Raw genomic sequence first — 19786 nt, 5'->3', positions numbered from 1 at the left:
GGCGGGCCCCGGGGCCGGCCGAGAGGGCTTGCGAGCCGCGGGCCCCTACTGAACAGCAGGCCGGCGACGAGCGAAGAGAATTCCCCCGTGGGCGCTCTCGGCAGAGCTGAGAGTCATCTGCGCCTCGACCGTGAAGCCGGCATCGTTGAGCCAGGCTGCCATCCGGCCGGGCCGGCGGCGATGGACGTGGACCCTCATCGGGTGGCCGCCGTACCCGTGTGTCTTCAGCCGCGACCCATCGCCGACGTGGAAGCCGAGGAGCAGTGGACCACCGGGCCGCAACACCCGTCGGAAGTGGGTGAAGACCGAGCCGATCTCGTCGTCGGGGACGTGGATCAGCGAGTACCAGGCGACCAGACCGGCCATCGAGGAGTCGGCGAGGTCGAGGTCCGTCATGGAGCCGACCTCGAACCGTAGGGCGGGGTGATCACGCCGAGCCACCTCGACCATCGCGGGCGACAGATCCATCCCGAACGAGTCCACGCCCAGTGCGTGCAGGTAGGCGGTAATCCTCCCCGGCCCGCAGCCCAGATCCGCAACCGGCCCTCCGCCGGCCGTCCGCACAAGGTCGGCGAACAGCGTCAGAGCCGCGCGTTCGTAGGGTGTTCGGTCCAGGAGGTCGCGCACCTGGTCCGCATAGCTGGTGGCGACGGTGTCGTAGGACGTCCGGGTGTCCGGCAACCAGTCTTCGGTGTTCATGCCCGGCACCGTAGTTCACTGACCAAGGCATGCCCGGCGCGACGACGATCCGTGTCGAGCCGGCTCCGACCGTCGGCCCGGTGGAACCGGGCGAGGGGCCGTCCAGGTGGGCGCAATTCAACGTACCGACGGGGCTTCCGTTCGTCGCGCCGTACCAGGCGGCACGGTCGGCGGGAACGGAACCGGCCGCCCGGGGGGCTTCCGCCGGGCGGCCGGTCGTGGGCCGGACGTCAGCAGCTGTGCGCGGACGAGGGGCGCGAGGCCGCGACGTAGGGCTTGCCGGAGATCCTGGCGACGACGTCGGCCGGGCAGGAGGCGATCCGGGCGGCGCCCGTGGCATGGTTCTTGACCTTGACGTCGCTGCAGTAGACGGCCCGGTCGGCGGTCTTGAAGCACTGGTAGCCGGGGTAACCCGACGCCGCAGCGGTGTTCGCACCGGCGAACAGGCCCGCCGCGGTGAGCAGGGCCAGGGGCAGGGCGATGCGCATCCTCATGGGTTTCTCCCAGCGGTTCGTACGGACAGTGCGGTGATCCTGGCACCGCCGGGAGCGCCGGACAACGGCGCATGACATGTTTTCGTCAAACGTGCCCAGGCTGACTCTCCCGCGGTCCGGGCCGTGGCCGGTGCTGCGAGAAGGGGGGAGGGGCTGAATTGAACGCGTTCAAATCTCGCGGTAGGCTCGCCGTCAGAGATGAGGGGGAAAGTCATGAAGATCGTCATCCCCGGCGGCTCCGGCGCGCTCGGGACCCTGCTCGACCGCAGCCTGACGGCCGCCGGGCACCAGGTCGTGGTGCTGAGCCGACGGCCCGTCGGGCCCCGGCAGGTCGGCTGGGACGGGTGCGGCCCGGGGGCCTGGACGGCAGAGATCGACGGCAGCGACGCCGTCGTCAACCTGGCCGGGCGCAGCGTCAACTGCCGCTACAGCCCGGAGAACCAGCGCGCCATGATGGATTCCCGGGTGCACTCCACCCGGGCCGTCGGACGGGCGATCGCCGAAGCCCGCAGGCCGCCCGCCGTCTGGCTGCAGATGAGCACCGCCACCGTGTACGCCCACCGGCACGACGCGCCCAACGACGAGCTGACCGGCCGGATCGGCGGCGACGAACCCGATGCCCCCGCCTCCTGGCGGTACAGCATCGACATCGCCCGGGCCTGGGAGGACGCCCAGGCGCAGGCCGACACCCCGCACACCCGGCGCCTGGCGCTGCGCACCGCCGTCGTCCTCGGCCCCGAGCGCGGGGGCGCCTTCGACTCGCTGTCCTGGCTGGCCCGGCTCGGCGTCGGCGGACCGATCGCCGGCGGCGCGCAGTACGTGTCCTGGATCCACGACGAGGACTTCGCCCGCGCCGTCGAGTTCCTGATCGAGCACGAAGAGCTCAGCGGCCCGGTCAACCTCGCCGCCCCGGACCCGCTGCCCCAGCGCGAGTTCATGCGCGAGCTGCGCGCGGGCTGGGGCATGCCGCTGGCGCTGCCCGCCGCACGCTGGATGGCGGAGCTCGGCGCGTTCGCGCTGCGCTCGGAGAGCGAACTGCTGCTGAAGAGCCGCCGCGTCGTCCCCACCCGGCTGCTGGAGGCGGGCTTCGCCTTCGCCCACCCGGACTGGCCGCAGGCCGCCCGCAACCTGGTCCGGCGGCTGCGCGGACGACAGCGGTGACGCGGGTTCGTCACGGCGGTTTCACAGCTTCGCCCCGGCGGTTGCCGGAGGCCGGTCCCGCTCGGGAGCGTGGGGGCGGCGAAAGGGGGGCCGGGACGTGGTGCGGCTGTGGTTCATGCAGCAGCGGGGGGAGTTGGCCGGCGTCGGCTCCGTGCTGGGGCTGGTGGTGGCCGTCGCCCTCGCCGGGACCGGGACGGTCGGTGGGGGAGCGGCCTTCCTCGTGATGGCGGCGATCGTCGCGGTCGCGGCCTTCGGAGCGCCCCACGCGTACTGGCTGCGCGCGGACGGGGAAGGGCTCACCCTGGTGCGGTTGCTGGTGCCGCGCCGCTACGCCTGGGCGGACGTCCGGGGGCTGGCGATGGAACTCGGCCGGGACGAGGAGAACGACACCCACCACCTCACCCTGCGGCTGCGCCTCGCCGAGCCGCCCGGCCGGTTCTGGGGCCCGCGGCTCGGCCGGATCCACGTCACCGAGGAGGACGCCCCGGAAGGCGTCCCGCCCAGGGCGCTGGCCGAGCTGTTCGCCGTCTTCGTCGAACACGAACTGCCCGTCGACCTGCCGGAGTTCGCCAACGAGGTGCTCAGGGTGCGCGGACTGCCCCAGCTGCCGCCGCTGCCGCTCTGGACCCCGCCCGCCGACGGGGCGCCCGCCCCGGAGCTGGCCTACGCGGACGCGCCGGACATCGAGGAGGAGCGGCGTGACCTGGTGGCACTGGGGAGGACCGTCAAGCGGCGGGTGCGGCTGAGCCGGGAGTACCTGGTGCGCCGTGCGGCGCTGGCCGACCGGGTGTTCCTGCGCGACGGGGACGGCCTGGCGCTGGGGATCGCGCTGGCGGAGGCGGAGCGGCTGGTGGAGCACGACCGGATCAGGGTCGAGGGCGACCAGCGGCACTACGTGCGCCGGCAGTACCTGAGCCTGCGGGCCCTCAGCGCGTAGCGGGGGCCGTCGCCAGCAGGTGGTCCAGCACCCGGCCGAAGACGAGCCGCCCGGCGAGCGCGACCGCCGGGTCGAACAGCCGGGGCAGGCCGGTGATCCGCAGCTCCTCGGCCCAGACCACCTCGCTGCCCGTGCCCGCCGCGCGGATCCGCAGTTCGGCGCTGCCGCGCACCACTCGCCCGCGCTTGGCCAACCGGCAGTGCGCGGGCTCCGCCAGCGCGACCAGCTCCATCGGGTCGTCGAAGCCCAGCGGGCCGAGGGCCGTTCGTGCCAGGATCACGTCGCCGGGCTGCCGCCCGGTGCCCCGCACCACGCTCACCCGGGTGAACGGCACCCGGTCGCCGTGCCGGGGCCAGGCGGTGAGCCGCGCCCAGCAGTCGGCGGGCGGCAGCGGGCTGCGGCGGGTCAGTTCGAAACGGGCCATGTCGCAGCCTAACCGGACGGGGTGACGCCAGGGGTGGTGGCGGGGCGGACCAGCCCATGTGCTGTGCGGCCGTTGTCGGAACGTGCTGAGGTCCGCGGAAATGGTCAAAGCTCGGTAAAGTCCGGTTTACCCCCTGGATGTGCCATTGCACATGTCACATCATGCTCCTCATGAGAAAAGCCATCGCCCTCCTCTCGGCCGCCGCGGCCGTGGCCACCCTCGGCGGGATCGTCGGCCCCGCCGCCGCCGTCGAGCCCGATGCCCCCGACCTGGCCGACTCCGGCCAGGGCAAGCTCGTCTGGAGCTCCTGCAACGACACCGCCACCCCGGCGCTCCAGTGCGCCATGCTCGACGTGCCGGTGGACTACGCCGACCCGCGCGGCCGCAAGATCAGGATCAAGCTCAACCGGCTGCCCGCCACCGCCCCCAAGGACAAGCAGCAGGGCCCGATCCTGCTCAACCCGGGCGGCCCCGGCGACTCCGGGCTCTGGATGCCCGCCTACATCTCCGGCCAGATCCCGGCGGACGTCGCCTCGACCTACGACTGGATCGGCTTCGACCCGCGCGGCACCAACGGCAGCGACCCCCATGTCATCTGCGACGCCCACTACTTCGACGCCGAGCGCCCCGACTACCAGTTGGACCAGGGGACTTCGAAGGCCTGGCTGAAGAAGGCGGCCGGTTACGCCTCCGACTGCGCGGCCGACTGGTCCTGGCTGCTGCCGCACATGACCACCGTCGACAACGCGCGCGACCTGGACAGCATCCGGCGGGCGCTCGGCGTGCCGAAGATCAACTTCTACGGCGGCTCCTGGGGCACCTCGCTCGGCTCCACCTACGGCCAGCTCTTCCCCTCGCACGTGCGCCGGATGGTGCTGGACAGCATCGTCGGCCCGACCATCAGCTGGTACGACCACAACGTCCTCCAGGACCAGGAGCACCAGCGCCGCTTCGACGCCTTCGCCGAGTGGACCGCCAAGGCCGACTCCGTCTACCACCTCGGCACCGACGCCAAGGCCGTCGAGCAGGCCTACCACCAGGTCGAGGACGCCCTGCGCAAGGAACCGGCGGACGCTGCCCCGGCAACCGGCAGGATCGGCCCCGCCGAGTTCGAGGACACCTTCTACAGCGGCGGCTACAACTTCCTGCGCTGGCCCCGGATGGCCACCGTGCTCTCCGCCTACCTCACCCAGCACGACACCCGGCCGCTGACCATCGCCTACAACAGGTACGCCGCCCCCGGCACCGACGACGGGGCCTTTCCGGCCTACAACGCCGCCCAGTGCACCGAGAACGCCTGGCCGCGCGACTGGGAGTTCTGGAAGAAGGACCAGGCCAAGGTCAACGCCACCGCGCCCTTCTACACCTATAACAACATGTGGTACAACGCCGCCTGCATGTTCTGGCCCTACCAGGGCAACCCGGCCGGCCGACTGAAGATCACCGGCAAGAACCTGCCCCCGGTGCTGCTCTTCCAGGCCACCGAAGATCCGGCCACGCCGTACCAGGGCGGCCTGGCCATGCACGACGCGCTGCCCGGCTCCAAGCTGGTCGTCCAGAACGGCGGCAGCTTCCACGAGATCCTCTTCCACGGCAACGCCTGCCTGGACGACACCTTCACCGCCTACCTGCGCGACGGCAGCCTGCCCCAGGGCAGGGGACGGATCGCCAGGACCTGCGCTCCCGAGGCCGACCCGGCCCCGGTCTACGTGACCCCGCCACCCGCCACCGCCAAGGCACTGACGGCCGACCGGACCGGCCCGCTCCCGCCCACCGACCCGGAGGCCGTGCGAGGCGCCCTCCGCTAGGGCCTGTCCTACACGCTCTCCGGCGGCGTGACGGCACTCAGCGGCGCAGCCAGTGATTCCAGGCTGCGCCGCTCCGCCCGCACGCCGATCGCCGCCTCGACCAGGCCGGCGGCCGTCATCAGCGCGGCGCCGATGCAGAAGGCCAGTGTGGTGTCGGAGACCTTGCCGCTGCTCACCAGACCGTTGAAGAGCAGCGGGCCGCTGATGCCGCCGACCGCGGTGCCGATGGCGTAGAAGAAGGCGATGCACAGGGCGCGCGTCTCCAGCGGGAAGATCTCGCTGACGGTCAGGTAGGCCGCGCTGGCCCCGGCCGAGGCGAAGAAGAGGACGGCCGTCCAGCAGCCGGTCATGGTGGTGGCGGAGAGCGAGCCGCGCTGGAAGAGGGCGGCGGTGGCGAAGAGCAGGATGCCGGAGCCGAGGTAGGTGCCGGCGATCATCGGCTTGCGGCCGATCGAGTCGAAGAGGTGGCCGAGCAGCAGCGGGCCGAGGAAGTTGCCGACCGCGATCACCGCGAAGTAGTAGCCGGTGTTGCCCTCGGGGACGGCGAAGTACGTGGTCAGGATGGTGGCGTAGCCGAAGGTCACCGCGTTGTAGAGGAAGGCCTGTCCGATGAAGAGGGCCAGGCCGAGGGTGGTGCGGCGCGGGTAGCGGGCGATCACCGTGCGGACGATCGTGCCGAAGCCGAGGGCTTCGCGTTCGCGGATCAGGATCGGCTCCCCGGTGACCGGTGGCAGCGGCTGCCCCGTCGCCTGCTCGACCGCCTCCTCCGCCTCGGCCACCACCTCTTCGGCCTCCGTCGCCCGGCCGTGGGTGAACAGCCAGCGCGGACTCTCCGGGACGTGCCGGCGCACCAGCAGGATCACCAGGCCCAGCACCACGCCGATGCCGAAGGCGAGCCGCCAGCCGAGGTCCGTCGCGAACAGCGAGGTGTCGAGCAGTGCGATCGAGGCGAAGGCGCCGATCGCGGCGCCGACCCAGAAGCTGCCGTTGATGACCAGGTCGACCCGGCCGCGCACCCGGGCCGGGATCAGCTCGTCGATGGCCGAGTTGATCGCGGCGTACTCGCCGCCGATGCCGAAGCCGGTGAAGAAGCGGCAGAGGAAGAAGAACCAGGCCGTCCAGGAGAGCGAGGTGACGGCGGTGGCGGCCAGATAGACGGCGAGGGTGACCATGAAGAGCTTCTTGCGGCCGAGCCGGTCGGTCAGCCAGCCGAAGAACAGCGCCCCGCTGCACGCGCCGGCCACGTAGACGGCCGCCGCGATGGTGGTCACCTGGGCGGTGGTGATGCTGATGCCGCTGCCGTTCTGGGCGAGCCGGCCCGCCATGTTTCCGACGATCGTCACCTCCAGGCCGTCCAGGATCCAGACGGTGCCCAGTCCGATGACGACCCGCCAGTGCCAGCGTGACCAGGGCAGCCGGTCGAGGCGGGCGGGCACGTCGGTGGCGATCACCCTGGGGGGTGGCTGCCGCCTGGCTCGCTGGGAGGGCTTCGACGGGTCGGTCATGACGGGCCTCCTTCGCCGGCCGGCTGCCTGCCGCGTGCTGGTCACGTTCGGTGAACGGTGGCGACTCCCTCGTCATGATGCCCCGGCGGCGGCCGGGCCGCCGCTCGGGCGGGGTCGGCCGGGCGGCCGGGCGGCGTAGACGCTCACGCATGGACGTGAGCGCGGCGGCTATGGTCCGCCGGCTCGGAGGGCCGTTGAATCGACGGCAGGACGACGAACCGGTCGGGCCGGGGACAGCACCGGAGCCCGCGGATCGCGTCGGACCGGCCGGGCGTGCGGTGCGCCCTCGACGGGCCGGTGTCAGGGATTCCTCCGTGTCTTCGAGCGAGGGTGGTCATGAGGGCTGGTACGCGTGTGATGGACCTTCCGGTCGGTGCCGAGCACGGGAGTCGGGCGCCCGGGGCCGGGCCGGGCAGGGCGGCCGGTCCGGTGCTGGTGGGCGCCACCATCGCGATGGGGCTGATGGCGGGACTGTTCTTCGCCTTCGACGTGTCGGTGATGCCGGGCCTGGCGGCCTGTGACGACCGGACGTACGTGACGGCGATGCAGCACATCAACAGGTCGATCGAGAACGGCGCGTTCGGTCTCGTCTTCGTGGGCGCCTTCGTCGCGACGGGCGCCGCAGCCTGGCTGCAGCACGGGTCGGGCCGTCGGCGGGCGGCGCTCTGGGCCGTCGCGGCGACCGCGCTGTACGTGGTGGCGCTGGTGGTGACGCTGGGGGTCGACATCCCGCTGAACAACGAGCTGGCGGCGGCCGGGGACCCGTCCCGGATCCATGACTTCGCCGCCGTGCGGGCCGAGTTCGAGGGCACGTGGGTCGCGACGAACATGCTCCGCACCGCGCTGTGCACGGCGGGTCTGCTGGCGCTCACCCGCTCCCTGGTGCTGCACGGACGGTTCAGCCGCTGAAGACGGCCGCTGAGCCGGGCGGCCGGTCGTCGCGTCTCCCCGTGCCCGTCCGCCTCGCGCGGGCGGGCACTTCGCGCGCCAGGGGGTGCCTCCCGGGTCGGCCCCCGTCCCGTCGTCGCCGGTCCGACCGTCGGCGGACCCTCGGCGGACCGTCCGTGCGCGGTGTCGTGAGCCGTCCGGTGCGCCCGGGTGTGCGCCGGTGCGCCGGTCGGGTGCATGCGCTCAATTCACTTGGCGAGACACGAAGTTGGCGCTTTTCGGCGGTGTGGTGGAGCATGGGCGGAGTCCGGTCTGTTGCGGCGCGCTCGCGCCCGGCCGAGGCGGCACGCGTACGGCGAGAGGAGGCGGGTCCCGTGGGTTCGGTGGGGCGTCCGTTTCTGGTCCGGGGGAGGGCGGTTCCGCTGGCCAGGTACCTGGCGGAGGAGGGCATCGAGGGCCTGGTGGCCTGCTCCTGCATCGGCAACGAGGTCACCATCGACCTCGCCGACACCCGGATCCTGGTGAACCTGGCCGACGTCGGCGGGGTGGTGGGCCTCACCTTCCACATGGTCCAGGACGGCCCGGCCAAGGCCCGTTCCTGGACGCGCCGGCTGCCGAGCGACACCGCCCCGAGGGAACTTGCGGCGAGCATAGCCCGGGACGTCCGGACGCTGGAGCGCGAACTGGCCCCCCTGCGGCGCCGCCCCCCGGAGGGCACGGAGCGCCGCTGGCCCGCCGTCTGAGGACATAGGGTGTGGCCGTGGACCGTGATGACGCCTATCCCTTCGCCGACGGGCACAACGTGCTCTGGGAGCTGGAGGGTTACGGCTCCGACGACCGTCAGCACTCCTCCCGCCGGTTCGGGCGGGAGGACTACCTGCGGATCCGGCACCTCTTCGCGGCCGAACTCGGGGACGACGACTGGATGATGGCGGGCGGGTATCCCGTCCCGGCGCGGCTGTGGCGGCCGCTGGAGGAACTGCTCGGCCCGCTCGGCTTCGCGGACGGCCTGGACTACTTCCTCGGCGCCCGCCAGAACCTCCCCGACGGGCGGATCTGGCGGGCCGCCTCCGACCGGGCTCAGCCTCCGGACCGGATGCCGCCGACCTGACGGGGCTCCGGGACCGCCCGGTGGGGCGCGAGCGCGAGGTGGGTGAGTACCGCACCGAGCGCGGAGAGCCCCGCGAGCACGAGTCCGAGGGTGTGGAAGGCGCTGGTCAGCCCCTCCGTCAGGGCGGCCCGGTGCGCTTCGGCCAGCTGCCCCTGGACGGCCTGCCCGGCGACCCGGGTCGCCGATCCGGCGGGGAGACCGCCGCTGCCCAACCGGGCGGCGGTGAGCGCGGTGAGCAGCGCGGAGGCCCCGGCGACGGCGACGGACTCGCCGGTGATCCGCATGGTGTTGAAGATGCCCGCCGCCGCTCCGGCGTTCCCGACCGGGACGGTGCTGACGGCGGCGTTGTCCATGACTCCGAACGCCAGCCCCACCCCGGCCCCGAAGGGCAGCAGGGGCAGCGCCAGTTCGGGCCACGAGCCGTTGCCGTGCAGGGTGGTCAGGAGCAGCGCGCCGACCGCGATCAGCCCGGAGGCGCAGGTCAGCACCGCCCGTACCGAGGTGCGCGTCGCCAGCCAACCGGCGGCGAGCGGCAGCAGCAGCACCGGGGCGGTCATCGGGAGCAGGAGCAGTCCGCTGGTCAGGACGGTGCAGCCGGCGACGCCCTGGAGGTAGGCGGGCAGGTAGACCAGCAGGATGACGAAGCCGAGGGTGACCGTGAAGGGCTGGCAGACCACCGCGAGGAACTCGGGCCGGCGGAGCAGGCGGACGTCGAACATCGCCCGGTCGCCCCGGCGGAGTTCCACCACGGCGAACAGTGCCACCAGTGCCACGGCCGCGACCAGTGGCAGCAGGGTGCTCGGGGCGCCCCAGCCCGCGGACCCGGCCCGGACGAAGGCGAAGGACAGGCAGGCCAGCCCGGCGGTGAAGGCGACCGCCCCCGCCACGTCGAGAGCGGGCCGGTCGGCGGAGCGGGATTCCGGCGCGCGGGTCGCGCACAGCCACGCGGGTACGGACATCGCCGCGACCAGGACGAACACCGAGCGCCAGCCGACCGCGTCGACCAGGGCTCCGGCGAGCAGCGGTCCGATCGCCAGGCCGGTACCGAAGGAGGAGCCGAGGACCCCGAAGGCCAGCTGGCGACGCCGCCCGGAGGTGGAGTGGGCCAGCACCGCCGCGCCCGAGGCCAGGACGGCCGCGGCCCCGACCCCCTGGAGCGCCCTGGCCGCATCGACGACGGCCATCGACGGCGCCAGCGCGACCAGCAGGGACACCGCCCCGACCAGGGCGATGCCGGTCAGCAGGACGCGCCGTCGGCCGAGCCGGTCCGCGAGGCTGCCGGCCGCGAGCGGAAGGGCGGCGAAGGTGATGTTGAAGGCGTTCAGCATCCACTGGGCGGCGCCGACCGAGGAGCCCAGGTGCGCCGCCATGTTCGGCAGTGCGACGGCGGCACCGGTCACGGAGAACGGCAGCATCATGCTCGCGGACGCGACCGCGACGACGGTGGGCCAGTAGCCGCGGCCGCCGTCGTCCGCCGGTCGGGAGCCGTCCGGCCCGGGTCGGCGGGCGGTGGTGAGAGAGGAGGGAGTGGACATGCCCCGATCGTCGACGGGAGCTGCCGGGGCATGAAGTGTCCGCCGTTCCCTGGGAACGACAGGGCCACCCTCCGGTCGCCGCTCGCCCGCCGGAGCCCTCCATACTGGGGCGCATGGCCAACAGGAACGCGATCACCGGCAGCCTCGGCGACTACCTGCGCGCCCGGCGCGCCCTGGTGTCTCCGGCCGACGCGGGCCTGCCGGAGACCGGCCGTCGCCGGGTGCCCGGCCTGCGCCGCGAGGAGGTCGCGGAACTCGTCGGGCTCAGCACCGACTACTACGTCCGGCTGGAGCAGGGGCGCGCCGAGCGCCCCTCGGACGAGGTGCTGGACGCGCTCGGCAGGGCGCTCCGCCTCGGACCCGCCGAGCGCGCCCACCTGTACGACCTGGCCCGGCCGCCCCGCCGGGCGGTGGCGAGGGCGGCGGCCGCCGGACGGAGCGAGGAGCTGCGGCCGGCACTGCGGCAGATCGTCGAGGCCATTCCGGTCACCCCGGCCCTGATCATGAACGACCGCAACGACGTTCTGGCCTGGAACCGGCCGGCCGCCGCCCTGATCGCCGACTTCCCCCACCTGGCCCCCCGCGAGCGGAACATGGCCCGGCGCATCTTCCTGGACCCGCACGCGCGGGAGGTCCACCTCGACTGGGACGAGGCCGCGCGCACCACCGTCGGCATCCTGCGGATGGCCGCCGGACGGCACCCCCACGATCCGGACCTCGTGCGCCTGGTAGGCGAACTGTCCCTGGGCAGCGAGACCTTCCGCCGGCTGTGGGCCGGCCACCACGTGCACGAGAAGACCCACGGCCCCAAGCGCTTCCGGCACCCCGCGGTCGGCGACGTCACGCTCGACTACGAGACCTTCCACGTCCCCGGCGCCGCCCACCACCTCCTGGTGGTGTACACGGCCCCGCCCGGAAGTCCCGCCGAGGAGGCGCTCCACCTCCTCGGCGCCCTCACCGGCTCCGACCAGGACGTGCCCGTCCCGTCGTGTGACGACCATTCGCCGGTCAGCGGTGAGAGCGGCCGCTCGAAGAAGGTCTTCAGCGCAGTACGTCAGCGCGGCACGTCCTGAAGCTGCTCGGTGGTCGCGGTCCTGATGGTCACGGCCGCGGCCGCCTCGTGACCCTTCGCACAGGCGGACGGCGGGCGGACGGACGGCGGGCGGGCTCCGGCGCGGCGTGCTCCGGCGCGGCGTGCGCCGTCAACGGCCGGCCGGACGGTTCCTGGTGGGGCCGGTCAGCGCGTCACCAGCCAGGACAGACTGCCGGTCAGCTCGGCCCGTAGCGCCGGGTCCGCGACCGCCGGGGTCGGGTCGGTGGCGACGGCGCTGAGCAGGTGCGGCCGGGAGCGCGGGCCGGTCAGGTGGAGGGCGTCGAGGTCGAGCGCGGTGCGCCCGCGCAGCCGGGGCTGCTCGCGTCCGTCCAGGTACCAGCGCAACACGGTGCCGGGCACCGGCAGGTCGACGGTCAGCCGGTCGGCGGCGGTGAGCCAGCTGCCGGTGGGGGTGGGGCTGGTCAGCGGGGTGGCGTGCCGGTAGAAGCCGGCGATCATCGCCTCCCGCCCGGGCAGGTTGAACTCCCGTCCGAGCGACCGCATGATCGAGTTCTCGGTCGGCCGGTAGAGCCCGGTGGGGTAGTAGCCGCCGCCCTGGTAGGTTCCGACCGTCCCGCCGTCGGGCGAGGACTGGCCCAGCCAGCGGGCCCACTTGGTGTCCTGGTCGCTCATCCGGTCGGCGGTCAACGTGCTGAGGTTGGCCTCCGGTGGCTCGTCGCCCTGGTAGGTGCCCTGGCCGTCATAGGCGTACTCGTCGGCCAGCTTGCCCAGCGAGTGCCCGGTCTCGTGCACCGCGATCTGTCCGGACTTCGCGTTGCCGCCCGCGACGGTGGCGATGCCCTCGTAGCCCACCGGGGACTTGACGTCGTTGTAGCCCGCGCCGCCGTACTTGGCGCTGTTGGCCACCACGATCACCAGGTCCGCCTGCGGGGCCTTGGCGGCGTAGCGCTCGACCGCCTTCTCGTCCACGCAGAGCAGCCGCTCCACCCCGTCGCACCAGAAGTAGGAGCCGAGCGCGGTGTGCCGCACGGTCGCCCGGTCCGGATCGCCGGTGACGCCGGACTCGGGGGAGACGGCGGACACCGCCCAGACGTTGAACAGGCGCTGGTAGGTGGCGTACGGCTCGACGGCGGTGATCTCGCGCCACTTCTCGGCGGCGTCGGTGCGGAACTTCCCCTGTTCCTGGGCGGAGTAGCCGTCGCCGACCACCACCACGTCCAGCTTGGTGGCCGGGTCGCCGTTGCGGACCAGGGAAGTGACCTCGCCGTCGCCGTCCGGCGCGGCGAGGCCGGCGGCCGGGGCGGCCAGGTAGGGGGAGGCGGTCGGGGCGGTGGCGCGGGAGATGCCGCCGTCCTCGGCGAAGACCTCCACCTGACGGCGGGGTGCGTCCGCCGTCGGCGCGCCCCGGCCGTCCGCCGCGGTACCGAGGCCGTCCGCCGGTGCGCTCCAGGCGGGGGCGGCGCCGAACAGGGTCGCGGCGAGGGCGGCGGTCAGCAGGGCGGACGCGGCCCTGGCCGTTCTGCTGGTCCTGGCCGTACTGGCCGTACTGGCCGTACTGGCCATACTGCCCGTATTGGCCGTACTGGCGGTCCTGGTGTGCACGAGGGTCCTCCCGGTGGACGGCGGGTGTGGGGAGGGTCCTTCCCTTGTTCGGGACCTGACAATCGCTCGGCAGTGCTCAGTGCCCGCGGAGTGCCTCCGCCAGGGTGCGGGCCTGGGCCTCCGTGATGCCGAGCGCCAACGGTATCTGCCGGGGGCTGTAGTCCGAGGAGCAGATCGGGATCGGGCTGTCCGGGGTCAGGCACCAGCGCGGCTGGTGCTCGGGATCGCCCAGCAGCTGAGCGGCCAACTCCCCGACGGAGTCCGGCCGGAACCCGACCGCCGTCAGCGCCTCGGCCACCGTCCGCCGGGCCTCCTCCACGGGCGTGTCCGCGTCGCCGAGTGCCGGGAGCAGGAGCAGGAAGCGCTGGGCGTGGTCCTGGAGCCCTTCGGCGCCCGGATCGCCCTCGGACCGCGCCAGGTTGACCAGCTCCGGCCAGGAGAGTCCGGGTCCGGAGCCGTGCGGGCCGAACTGCCCGAGGAAGCCGAACCGGCCCCAGGCGGGGTGGTGGACGAGGAAGTCGGTGTCGCACTCGTCCTCGAAGTTCTGGTAGACGACGCAGGCGGTGTGGCCGTGGCGGAACGGCACCCGCAGCAGCAGCGTCGGCGTCTCGGTGACGAACAGCCGCTCCACCATGGCGTCGTAGGCGTCGCGGGCGATGCCGTACGCCTCCGGCTCCTCCACGTCGTGCCCCAGCGCCAGGAGCAGGTGGGCGAGCCAGAAGGCGGGCTCGCTCGCGAGGTCCTCGCCCGCGAGCAGCTCGTCGTCCTCGAAACCGGGAAGGTGCGGTGCGGCAGTCATGCGGGGAGCGTAGTGCGGGGGTCGGACAGTGCGGCGGGGCGGGGTGGGCAGACGGGTGGGCGGGCAGGTGGGTCGGGTGGGCGGCCGGGCGGGTCAGGACTCCTCGATGGTGCGGTGGCCGGTGTAGACCGCGAGCAGCCAGAGGGCTGCGCCGATGGCCAGGCTGATGACCAGTGGCCACTGGACGGTGATCAGGACAGCCGCGCCGATGGCGGTCGCGACCGCGGTGACCGCCGCGGTGACCGCCAACATGCCCACCAGCTGTACCAGTTCGTCCAGATAGCCGCCGGCGAGCACCAGGGCCACCCCGGCGCCGATGACCACGCTGAACTCGATCCACTTCAGCCACGGGAAGTTGAGGGCTCGCGCGCGGTGCCCGTGGTAGCTGACCTCCAGCACCTTGCCCCGCAGGATCTTCAGCTCCACGACGGTGCCCGGGCTGACGTCCTCGTAGAACGCCTGGCCCACCATGTAGCTGCGGACCGGCGCGGTCTCACGGGCGACGGTCAGCTTGTAGGTGGTCGAGCCGTCGCCTGGCTCCTTCCACTGCTCCGTCACCCTGCCGCTCTCCACGGTCGCGCAGAGCGCTCCGGGCCGCGCCGCCGGGGTCGCACAGGTCGGCACGGTCCGGTAGAGGTGGATCTCCTGGAAGACGTCGACGAACCGGACGAAGCCGAGCACCGTGACGGCGAGGCCGGCGAGCAGGACCGGGACGCGGGCCAGGGCCAGGAGCCGGCTGCGGATGCTCGGTGAGGCTGCCGACTTCTTCGGGTTCGTCGGCTCCGTCGGTTCCTGCGGCTCATCCGTCGGCGGGGGCGCGTCCCGGGGGGGCGAATCCTCAGGCATCGCCACCGCCCGGCGTCCGCACCCTCGACCGCCGGACGCGCAGCACGGCGGTCAGCATCGGCAGGGTGAACTCGCCCTCGGCGGTCTCCGGCCTGCGGGCGAGGAACGACCGGATCCGCGCCAGCGCGGCCTTCCGTTCCGCTTCGGGCATGACCAGCATCCCGGCGCGCGTCCCGAGGGTCGCGACGAGGGAGTCCGCGGTGCGGCGCTGCCCGTGCGGGAACAGCCGCTGCTCCGGCGAACCGAACCGGGCCACCCCGTCGGTCCCGGCCGCCTCCCGCGTTCCGCGCGTCCCGGCGGGCTTCGGAAGGTGCGCCCCGGCCGTCGCGGCCCGCCAACTGGCCGGCGTGTCCCGCGGTCCGACGGCCGCGGGCCCGCTGACGCGGGCCAGTTCCGCCACCCACTCGACCTCGTCGTCCATGACGTTCCACAACCCCGCCAGGACCCCGCCCGGCGCGAGCACCCGGTCGATCTCGGGCCCCGCGACCGCCATGTCGAACCAGTGCATGGCGTTTCCCGCCAGCACGGCATCGACGGAGGCGTCCGGCAGCGGAATCGCCTCGGCACTGCCCGACAGCGCCCGGACCGCCGGCTGCGAACGGCGCAGCTCCGCCAGCATCGCGGGATCCGGCTCGACCGCGACCACCTCCGCTCCCGACGCGACCACCACTGCGGTCAACTTGCCGGTTCCCGCCCCGAGATCGAGCACCCGCGGACCGGGCGCGGCCCCCAGCGCCCAGCTCACCGCATCGAGCGCGTAGTCCGGACGGTGCTCGGCGTAGGCGGCCGCGGCCGCGCCGAACGACGATGCGTGGAGGTCCCGCTCGCTCTGATCCATCCGGCCACGGTATCGGCGCGGGCGACGGTCGGCGCCCGTTCTCCTCGGTTTCCCTGCCGCCGAGGTCGGCCGTCCACTTCTACTTCGCGGCCTGGCGCGACGACGGCACGGACGCTGGTGGACCAGGGTTCCAAGAGGAAGTCCAGGGTGTGCTGGGCCGGCGCCCCGCTCACGGGCATCACCGCCTGACGTCGGGGCCGGTCCGAAACCCCTTGGACGGCGCGGGGACCGGCTTGCTGAAATGGGAAACGGCTACTGCCGGAGTCGAAGGGATGCGGTGATGACCGAGATCAGGCTGCATCTGTCGGTGCGCGGCCTCACCGACGCGGACCTGCCGGCCTGCACCTGGGCCGGCTCACCCAAGCACGTGCGCGAGCTCGTCCACCAGATCCGCCGCGCCGAGGCGGGGGAGATCGACTACCTGGCGGTCTGCACGCCGGTCGGGCTCCCGGTGGCGGTCGGCGGCATCGACTACACGGTCAAGCCCGGCGCCGGCACGCTCTGGCAACTCGGCGTCCATCCGGCCCTGCAGTCCTGCGGGATCGGCACGCTGCTGGTCCGCTCCGCCGAGCAGCGGATCGGCGCCCGGGGCCTGACCCGCGCCGAACTCGGCGTCGAGGAGAGCAACCCGCGCGCCCGCGCCCTCTACGAACGCCTGGGCTACCGGGCCTTCGGCCGCGAGCTCGACTCCTGGGACGTGGAGGCCGAGGACGGCTCGCTCCAGCGGTACGAGACGATGTGCACCCTGATGCGCAAGGACCTGGCGTGACACTGGATTTCCAGGCGTTCGTCGCCGATGCGACGGCCGACCCGGCCGTCGCGGGGCTCGTCCTCAAGGGCTCCCGGGCCCACGACGGCATGACCACCCGTCACTCCGACCACGACCTCTACGTCATCCTCGACGACGACGACGCGGCGAGCGAGCCGGCCGCGCTCGACGGCTACCGCTCCGCGCGGCTCGACCTGGTCGTCACCACCCTCGAACGCTTCCGCCGGCCCGCCGCCTGGGAGCGGTACGCCACCGCCCGCTCCCAGGTGCTGGTCGACCGCTGCGACGGGGAGGTCAGCCGGATCGTCGCCGCAACGGGACGGCTCGGCGCCGAGGAGGCCTTCCGGTCCGGCGCCGCTCTGCTGGACGCCTACGCCAACGCGCTCTACCGCTCGGTCAAGAACCACCGCGACGGCAACCCGCTCGCCGGCCACCTCGACGCGGCCGCGAGCGTCGGATTCCTGCTCCTGCTCTTCACCCTGGACCGCCGCCCGCGCCCCTACAACAAGTACCTGGCCTGGGAGCTGGACCGGTTCCCGCTGCCCGGCTGGGAGAGCGCCGCCCTGCTGGACACCGTCGCCCGGATCACCGCGACCGGCGAAGTGGCGGCGCAGCAGCGGCTCTTCGCCCGGGTGGAGGCGGCTGCCCGCGCTGCCGGCCACGCGGCGGTGCTGGACGCCTGGGGCGAGGACCTGCTACTGATGCGGCGGCCCAGGCCCGTCCTCCAACTCAACGAGTACGCCGACACCATGGACGCTTTGCCAGGTCGGGGTGGATGATCCGGTCATGCCGACTGAAGAAGAGCTCGATTCCATGGAGGTGCGCATCGCGGCCGCGTCCACGGGCCCGTGGATTCCTGTGCTGGAGACCCGAGGTGCGACCGGCGGGGCGAGCTGCATCCAGATCGCCCCAGCGACTGTCGTGAAAGACGATGAGATCTATCTCAGTCGGTTCACCGACGGAGAGCAGGTCCAGGTCGGTCCGGACCTGCAACTGGATGCCGATCTCGATTTCATCGCGTCCGCGCGACAGGACATGCCTCGGCTGATCGCTGAGGTCAGGCGACTGCGTGCTCTGCTGGAGGGGAACAGTGACCGGCGGCATGCTGCTCTCGCGGCGCTCCGCGAGCTCGGGCGAAGCCAGGACTACCGCGACCGGGCGGATGCCGGGCACGGCCTGGCGGCTTTCGCCGACATGCAGGAGGCCCATGGGCCACTGCTGGAGCTCGTGCTCGACCCGGGTGACACCTTCGTCACCCGGGTGACCGCGGAAGCCCTGTTCCGACGAAAGGACAGGATCGGGCTGACGATCGTCGCCTCCGCGATGGCGGTCGCCAACCCGCATCACAGCGATTGGATCCACACGGCAGTCGTTGACGTGTTCAGCGTCTTCGCCGAGGACCGGGACAACGCGATGCGGATATGCGCGGAGATTTCGCGGGACACGGACGACCGCGTCGCGCCGGGTGCCCGTCAGCTGTACGACGTGCTCGCCGAGATCGAGCCCGTCCTTCGCCCCGGGTAGCGCGGATCAGCCTGCCGGAGCTGCGATCCGGGCTGCGAGATCGGCGGCGCGGCGGTCCTGGAAGCGGAGACCATCGGCTGCCCCGGTCCGACATCGTGCGCGGCGGTGCAAGCAGCGGCCCGCGGTCGAGCGTTGACGGCTCAAGCCTCCACCTGTACCCAGCTGTCACCGGCGCGGAGCCAGAGGAAACCGTCGCGGCCCTGGGCGCAGCGCCTGACCACCGGGCCCGGTAGTCGCAGCTTCTCCTGAGCGGTGATCACCCAGGCGTCGCCGATGAGTTCCGCGCGGCTCAGCTCGACCTCGGGACGGTTGTGGGACCGGCGGCTGAGGAGCATCCGGGTGCCGCGGACGGCGATGCCGTCGGTGTCTCTCAGCGGGTTGCGGTAGCTGGTGACGTCGCCGGTGGCGGGATCGACTCGGGACATGAAGGCACCCTTGTGGCTGTACCAGGCGAGCCAGGCTGCCGCCGCCTCGGTGGCGCCCGCGTTTCCGCTCAAGGGCCATACGGGGAGCCGTCCCTGAGGGCTCCAGGTGAGGGTGCCGTCGGTGTCCCAGCAGGCCAGGCCGGCGCTGGTCTCCGGGTGGTCGCCGTAGATGCCCTCGTCACCGTAGGAGGTCCAGATGCCACCGTGGCGGTCGGTGATGAGGTAGTCGATGTCATCGCCGATGCAGAAGCGCTTCACCGGGTGACCCTCGGGGGAGTGCACAACCGCGTTCCTCTCCCAGATCCCGTTCTGGTCCTGGCCCGTCCGGCCTGACGCCAACAAGAACCGCGCCCCCGGAAGCAGGGCCAGGTGTCCGGTCCCCGCGGGGATGCCGGTAACGGGGGTGCGGTCCTCCGTCCCGCCCGAGATCGTGACCAATACGCCGTCACACGGACCCGTGACCCTCCATCCGAGCCATCCCTTGACATGCGGGGAACGGCGCAGGTTCCGTTCCTGAACCAGCATCACCGCAAGGTCGTTGCCCGGTCCGACGCTCCACCACAAGGCCCGCCATCCGGCTCGGGCATCCTCAGGAGGCAGGCTCCACACGACAGGCAGTTCGCCACGTGTCATCAGCACTCACCTTTTGAACTCCAGGCGCTGATGGCGCCCGAAGGGGTAGACGCTACCGGGCGGTGGCCGGAGCGATTTGACCGGCCCCCGCACTCAGCAGTGCCCGCCGGCCGGCCGGCATCGGCGCCGGTGGCGGTCCGCGGTGCGTCGGGTGGGGTTTTGGGCTCAACGACGACGGCACCAATGACATCGGCGGGCCAACGATGGCCCGTAGTCAGAAGTACCCCGACGCTCAGGCCCGTCCGGAGGTCTGCGCGCTGGTGGACGACATGGCGCCGGAGGTGGGGGGCGGGGGCCTGTGCGGGGCGGGCGGCGCCAACTGGGGGCGGGCCGTTGCCAGCCCCGGCGCGGACGGCGGCAGGTCGAGCGTCTTTTTTGGCCTGCTCGGTGACCTGACCCGCAGGCACGGGCCAGCCCGCGGCCTGGCCCACTCGCGTCGTCCGGCATGTTCCCGTTGTCCGGGGGTCTCTCCGTCGCCCTGGGTGGCTGTGGTGGTGGGGCTGGGGTGGGTGGGTCACTCGTTCGGTCGAGGAGGGGTGGGTGTCGTTCTCTGGGGTGGGTGGGTGGTGTGGGGCACTCGTGTGGGTGAGGGTGGGGGTTGGGGTGTCGGGTGGGGTTGGGGTGGTGTGGTTGGGGGGGTGTGGGTGGGGTTGGGGTGGCGTGGGAGGGGGTGAAGCCATCCGGACGGCCCTGGTACGGGTAGCAGGGCGGGCGTGGGGCGTGCAGGTTGGTTC

General features: G+C 72.8%; 20 protein-coding genes. 10 read left to right on the top strand and 10 right to left on the bottom strand.

Translation table 11 applies throughout. The features are described from left to right. Positions 1 to 45 precede the first annotated feature (45 nt). Together ACIRVF_RS38385 and ACIRVF_RS38380 are read right to left on the bottom strand one after the other, a co-directional pair. The gene (locus ACIRVF_RS38385; RefSeq protein WP_402828891.1) at positions 46 to 699 is read right to left on the bottom strand and encodes a class I SAM-dependent DNA methyltransferase; all 654 of its coding nucleotides are present in this window, start codon (positions 697 to 699) and stop codon (positions 46 to 48) included. Between the two features lie 230 nt (positions 700 to 929). Further along, the gene (locus ACIRVF_RS38380; protein WP_402828889.1) at positions 930 to 1193 is read right to left on the bottom strand and encodes a hypothetical protein; all 264 of its coding nucleotides are present in this window, start codon (positions 1191 to 1193) and stop codon (positions 930 to 932) included. Between the two features lie 213 nt (positions 1194 to 1406). On the opposite strand from ACIRVF_RS38380, the gene ACIRVF_RS38375 reads away from it, so the two are divergent. Then, positions 1407 to 2354 (top strand): TIGR01777 family oxidoreductase, encoded by a 948-nt coding sequence (locus ACIRVF_RS38375; protein ID WP_402828887.1) that lies wholly within the window; start codon positions 1407 to 1409, stop codon positions 2352 to 2354. Positions 2355 to 2451: 97 nt separating this feature from the next. Further along, entirely contained in the window at positions 2452 to 3291 is an 840-nt protein-coding gene (locus ACIRVF_RS38370) for a hypothetical protein (protein ID WP_402828885.1), read from the top strand. On the opposite strand, the gene ACIRVF_RS38365 is transcribed toward ACIRVF_RS38370, so the two are convergent. Then, positions 3281 to 3715, bottom strand: a complete 435-nt coding sequence (locus ACIRVF_RS38365; RefSeq protein ID WP_402828883.1) for an SRPBCC family protein — start codon at positions 3713 to 3715, stop codon at positions 3281 to 3283. The genes ACIRVF_RS38370 and ACIRVF_RS38365 overlap by 11 nt on opposite strands. Before the next feature lie 170 nt (positions 3716 to 3885). On the opposite strand from ACIRVF_RS38365, the gene ACIRVF_RS38360 reads away from it, so the two are divergent. After that, the gene (locus tag ACIRVF_RS38360; protein ID WP_402828881.1) at positions 3886 to 5523 is read left to right on the top strand and encodes an alpha/beta hydrolase; all 1638 of its coding nucleotides are present in this window, start codon (positions 3886 to 3888) and stop codon (positions 5521 to 5523) included. Between the two features lie 8 nt (positions 5524 to 5531). On the opposite strand, the gene ACIRVF_RS38355 is transcribed toward ACIRVF_RS38360, so the two are convergent. Continuing rightward, positions 5532 to 7028 carry an MFS transporter gene (locus ACIRVF_RS38355; protein WP_402828879.1) on the bottom strand — a complete coding sequence of 499 codons (1497 nt, stop codon included), beginning with the start codon at positions 7026 to 7028 and terminating at the stop codon, positions 5532 to 5534. 357 nt (positions 7029 to 7385) lie between these two features. Here ACIRVF_RS38355 and ACIRVF_RS38350 point away from each other — a divergent pair, with 357 nt between their 5' ends. The 3 genes from ACIRVF_RS38350 to ACIRVF_RS38340 all read left to right on the top strand — a co-directional run bounded on the left by ACIRVF_RS38350 (position 7386) and on the right by ACIRVF_RS38340 (position 9027). Beyond that, positions 7386 to 7937, top strand: a complete 552-nt coding sequence (locus ACIRVF_RS38350) for a DUF1772 domain-containing protein (protein WP_402828877.1) — start codon at positions 7386 to 7388, stop codon at positions 7935 to 7937. 362 nt (positions 7938 to 8299) lie between these two features. Next, positions 8300 to 8659: a hypothetical protein gene (locus ACIRVF_RS38345; RefSeq protein ID WP_402828875.1), complete on the top strand. Its 360-nt coding sequence runs from the start codon at positions 8300 to 8302 to the stop codon at positions 8657 to 8659. 17 nt (positions 8660 to 8676) lie between these two features. Then, positions 8677 to 9027: a hypothetical protein gene (locus tag ACIRVF_RS38340; RefSeq protein WP_402828873.1), complete on the top strand. Its 351-nt coding sequence runs from the start codon at positions 8677 to 8679 to the stop codon at positions 9025 to 9027. Here the strand turns inward: ACIRVF_RS38340 and ACIRVF_RS38335 are convergent. Then, positions 8997 to 10562: an MFS transporter gene (locus tag ACIRVF_RS38335; RefSeq protein ID WP_402828871.1), complete on the bottom strand. Its 1566-nt coding sequence runs from the start codon at positions 10560 to 10562 to the stop codon at positions 8997 to 8999. The genes ACIRVF_RS38340 and ACIRVF_RS38335 overlap by 31 nt on opposite strands. 113 nt (positions 10563 to 10675) lie before the next feature. Between ACIRVF_RS38335 and ACIRVF_RS38330 the strand changes: the two genes are divergently transcribed. Beyond that, positions 10676 to 11635 carry a helix-turn-helix transcriptional regulator gene (locus ACIRVF_RS38330; protein WP_402828869.1) on the top strand — a complete coding sequence of 320 codons (960 nt, stop codon included), beginning with the start codon at positions 10676 to 10678 and terminating at the stop codon, positions 11633 to 11635. 164 nt (positions 11636 to 11799) lie between these two features. Here the strand turns inward: ACIRVF_RS38330 and ACIRVF_RS38325 are convergent, their stop codons facing one another. From ACIRVF_RS38325 to ACIRVF_RS38310, 4 genes are all read right to left on the bottom strand, one after another. Further along, positions 11800 to 13218: a M64 family metallopeptidase gene (locus ACIRVF_RS38325; protein ID WP_402828867.1), complete on the bottom strand. Its 1419-nt coding sequence runs from the start codon at positions 13216 to 13218 to the stop codon at positions 11800 to 11802. Between the two features lie 76 nt (positions 13219 to 13294). Next, on the bottom strand, positions 13295 to 14017 hold the full coding sequence (locus ACIRVF_RS38320) for a hypothetical protein (RefSeq protein WP_402828865.1): 723 nt from the start codon (positions 14015 to 14017) through the stop codon (positions 13295 to 13297). A gap of 93 nt (positions 14018 to 14110) precedes the next feature. Beyond that, positions 14111 to 14863 carry a hypothetical protein gene (locus ACIRVF_RS38315; RefSeq protein ID WP_402828863.1) on the bottom strand — a complete coding sequence of 251 codons (753 nt, stop codon included), beginning with the start codon at positions 14861 to 14863 and terminating at the stop codon, positions 14111 to 14113. Continuing rightward, positions 14856 to 15701: a class I SAM-dependent methyltransferase gene (locus ACIRVF_RS38310; RefSeq protein ID WP_402828861.1), complete on the bottom strand. Its 846-nt coding sequence runs from the start codon at positions 15699 to 15701 to the stop codon at positions 14856 to 14858. Before ACIRVF_RS38310 ends, ACIRVF_RS38315 begins: the two co-directional genes overlap by 8 nt. Positions 15702 to 15981: 280 nt before the next feature. Here ACIRVF_RS38310 and ACIRVF_RS38305 point away from each other — a divergent pair, with 280 nt between their 5' ends. The 3 genes from ACIRVF_RS38305 to ACIRVF_RS38295 are packed head-to-tail and all read left to right on the top strand — an operon-like array spanning position 15982 to position 17994. Next, the gene (locus ACIRVF_RS38305; RefSeq protein ID WP_402828859.1) at positions 15982 to 16470 is read left to right on the top strand and encodes a GNAT family N-acetyltransferase; all 489 of its coding nucleotides are present in this window, start codon (positions 15982 to 15984) and stop codon (positions 16468 to 16470) included. Continuing rightward, a complete protein-coding gene (locus ACIRVF_RS38300; protein ID WP_402828857.1) occupies positions 16467 to 17249 on the top strand; it encodes a hypothetical protein in 783 nt (260 codons plus the stop codon). Before ACIRVF_RS38305 ends, ACIRVF_RS38300 begins: the two co-directional genes overlap by 4 nt. A 7-nt stretch (positions 17250 to 17256) precedes the next feature. Further along, positions 17257 to 17994, top strand: a complete 738-nt coding sequence (locus ACIRVF_RS38295; RefSeq protein ID WP_402828855.1) for a hypothetical protein — start codon at positions 17257 to 17259, stop codon at positions 17992 to 17994. A gap of 140 nt (positions 17995 to 18134) precedes the next feature. On the opposite strand, the gene ACIRVF_RS38290 is transcribed toward ACIRVF_RS38295, so the two are convergent. Beyond that, a complete protein-coding gene (locus ACIRVF_RS38290) occupies positions 18135 to 18701 on the bottom strand; it encodes a hypothetical protein (RefSeq protein WP_402828853.1) in 567 nt (188 codons plus the stop codon). Between the last annotated feature and the right edge of the window lie 1085 nt (positions 18702 to 19786).

Origin of the sequence: Kitasatospora sp. NPDC101157 (genome assembly GCF_044768255.1) — a bacterium.
Lineage (GTDB): Bacteria > Actinomycetota > Actinomycetes > Streptomycetales > Streptomycetaceae > Kitasatospora.
The sequence above is the reverse complement of the archived record's forward strand: the minus strand, read 5'-3'. Positions and strand labels throughout refer to the sequence as shown.

What these genes read in the sequence shown, in the direction of transcription:
- ACIRVF_RS38360 (WP_402828881.1), top strand. Translation starts at nt 3,886, where the DNA reads ATGAGAAAAGCCATCGCCCTCCTCTCGGCCGCCGCGGCCGTGGCCACC.
- ACIRVF_RS38385 (WP_402828891.1), bottom strand. Translation starts at nt 699, where the DNA reads ATGAACACCGAAGACTGGTTGCCGGACACCCGGACGTCCTACGACACC.
- ACIRVF_RS38320 (WP_402828865.1), bottom strand. Translation starts at nt 14,017, where the DNA reads ATGACTGCCGCACCGCACCTTCCCGGTTTCGAGGACGACGAGCTGCTC.
- ACIRVF_RS38315 (WP_402828863.1), bottom strand. Translation starts at nt 14,863, where the DNA reads ATGCCTGAGGATTCGCCCCCCCGGGACGCGCCCCCGCCGACGGATGAG.
- ACIRVF_RS38330 (WP_402828869.1), top strand. Translation starts at nt 10,676, where the DNA reads ATGGCCAACAGGAACGCGATCACCGGCAGCCTCGGCGACTACCTGCGC.
- ACIRVF_RS38355 (WP_402828879.1), bottom strand. Translation starts at nt 7,028, where the DNA reads ATGACCGACCCGTCGAAGCCCTCCCAGCGAGCCAGGCGGCAGCCACCC.
- ACIRVF_RS38295 (WP_402828855.1), top strand. Translation starts at nt 17,257, where the DNA reads ATGCCGACTGAAGAAGAGCTCGATTCCATGGAGGTGCGCATCGCGGCC.
- ACIRVF_RS38365 (WP_402828883.1), bottom strand. Translation starts at nt 3,715, where the DNA reads ATGGCCCGTTTCGAACTGACCCGCCGCAGCCCGCTGCCGCCCGCCGAC.
- ACIRVF_RS38380 (WP_402828889.1), bottom strand. Translation starts at nt 1,193, where the DNA reads ATGAGGATGCGCATCGCCCTGCCCCTGGCCCTGCTCACCGCGGCGGGC.
- ACIRVF_RS38305 (WP_402828859.1), top strand. Translation starts at nt 15,982, where the DNA reads ATGACCGAGATCAGGCTGCATCTGTCGGTGCGCGGCCTCACCGACGCG.
- ACIRVF_RS38310 (WP_402828861.1), bottom strand. Translation starts at nt 15,701, where the DNA reads ATGGATCAGAGCGAGCGGGACCTCCACGCATCGTCGTTCGGCGCGGCC.
- ACIRVF_RS38335 (WP_402828871.1), bottom strand. Translation starts at nt 10,562, where the DNA reads ATGTCCACTCCCTCCTCTCTCACCACCGCCCGCCGACCCGGGCCGGAC.
- ACIRVF_RS38375 (WP_402828887.1), top strand. Translation starts at nt 1,407, where the DNA reads ATGAAGATCGTCATCCCCGGCGGCTCCGGCGCGCTCGGGACCCTGCTC.
- ACIRVF_RS38350 (WP_402828877.1), top strand. Translation starts at nt 7,386, where the DNA reads ATGGACCTTCCGGTCGGTGCCGAGCACGGGAGTCGGGCGCCCGGGGCC.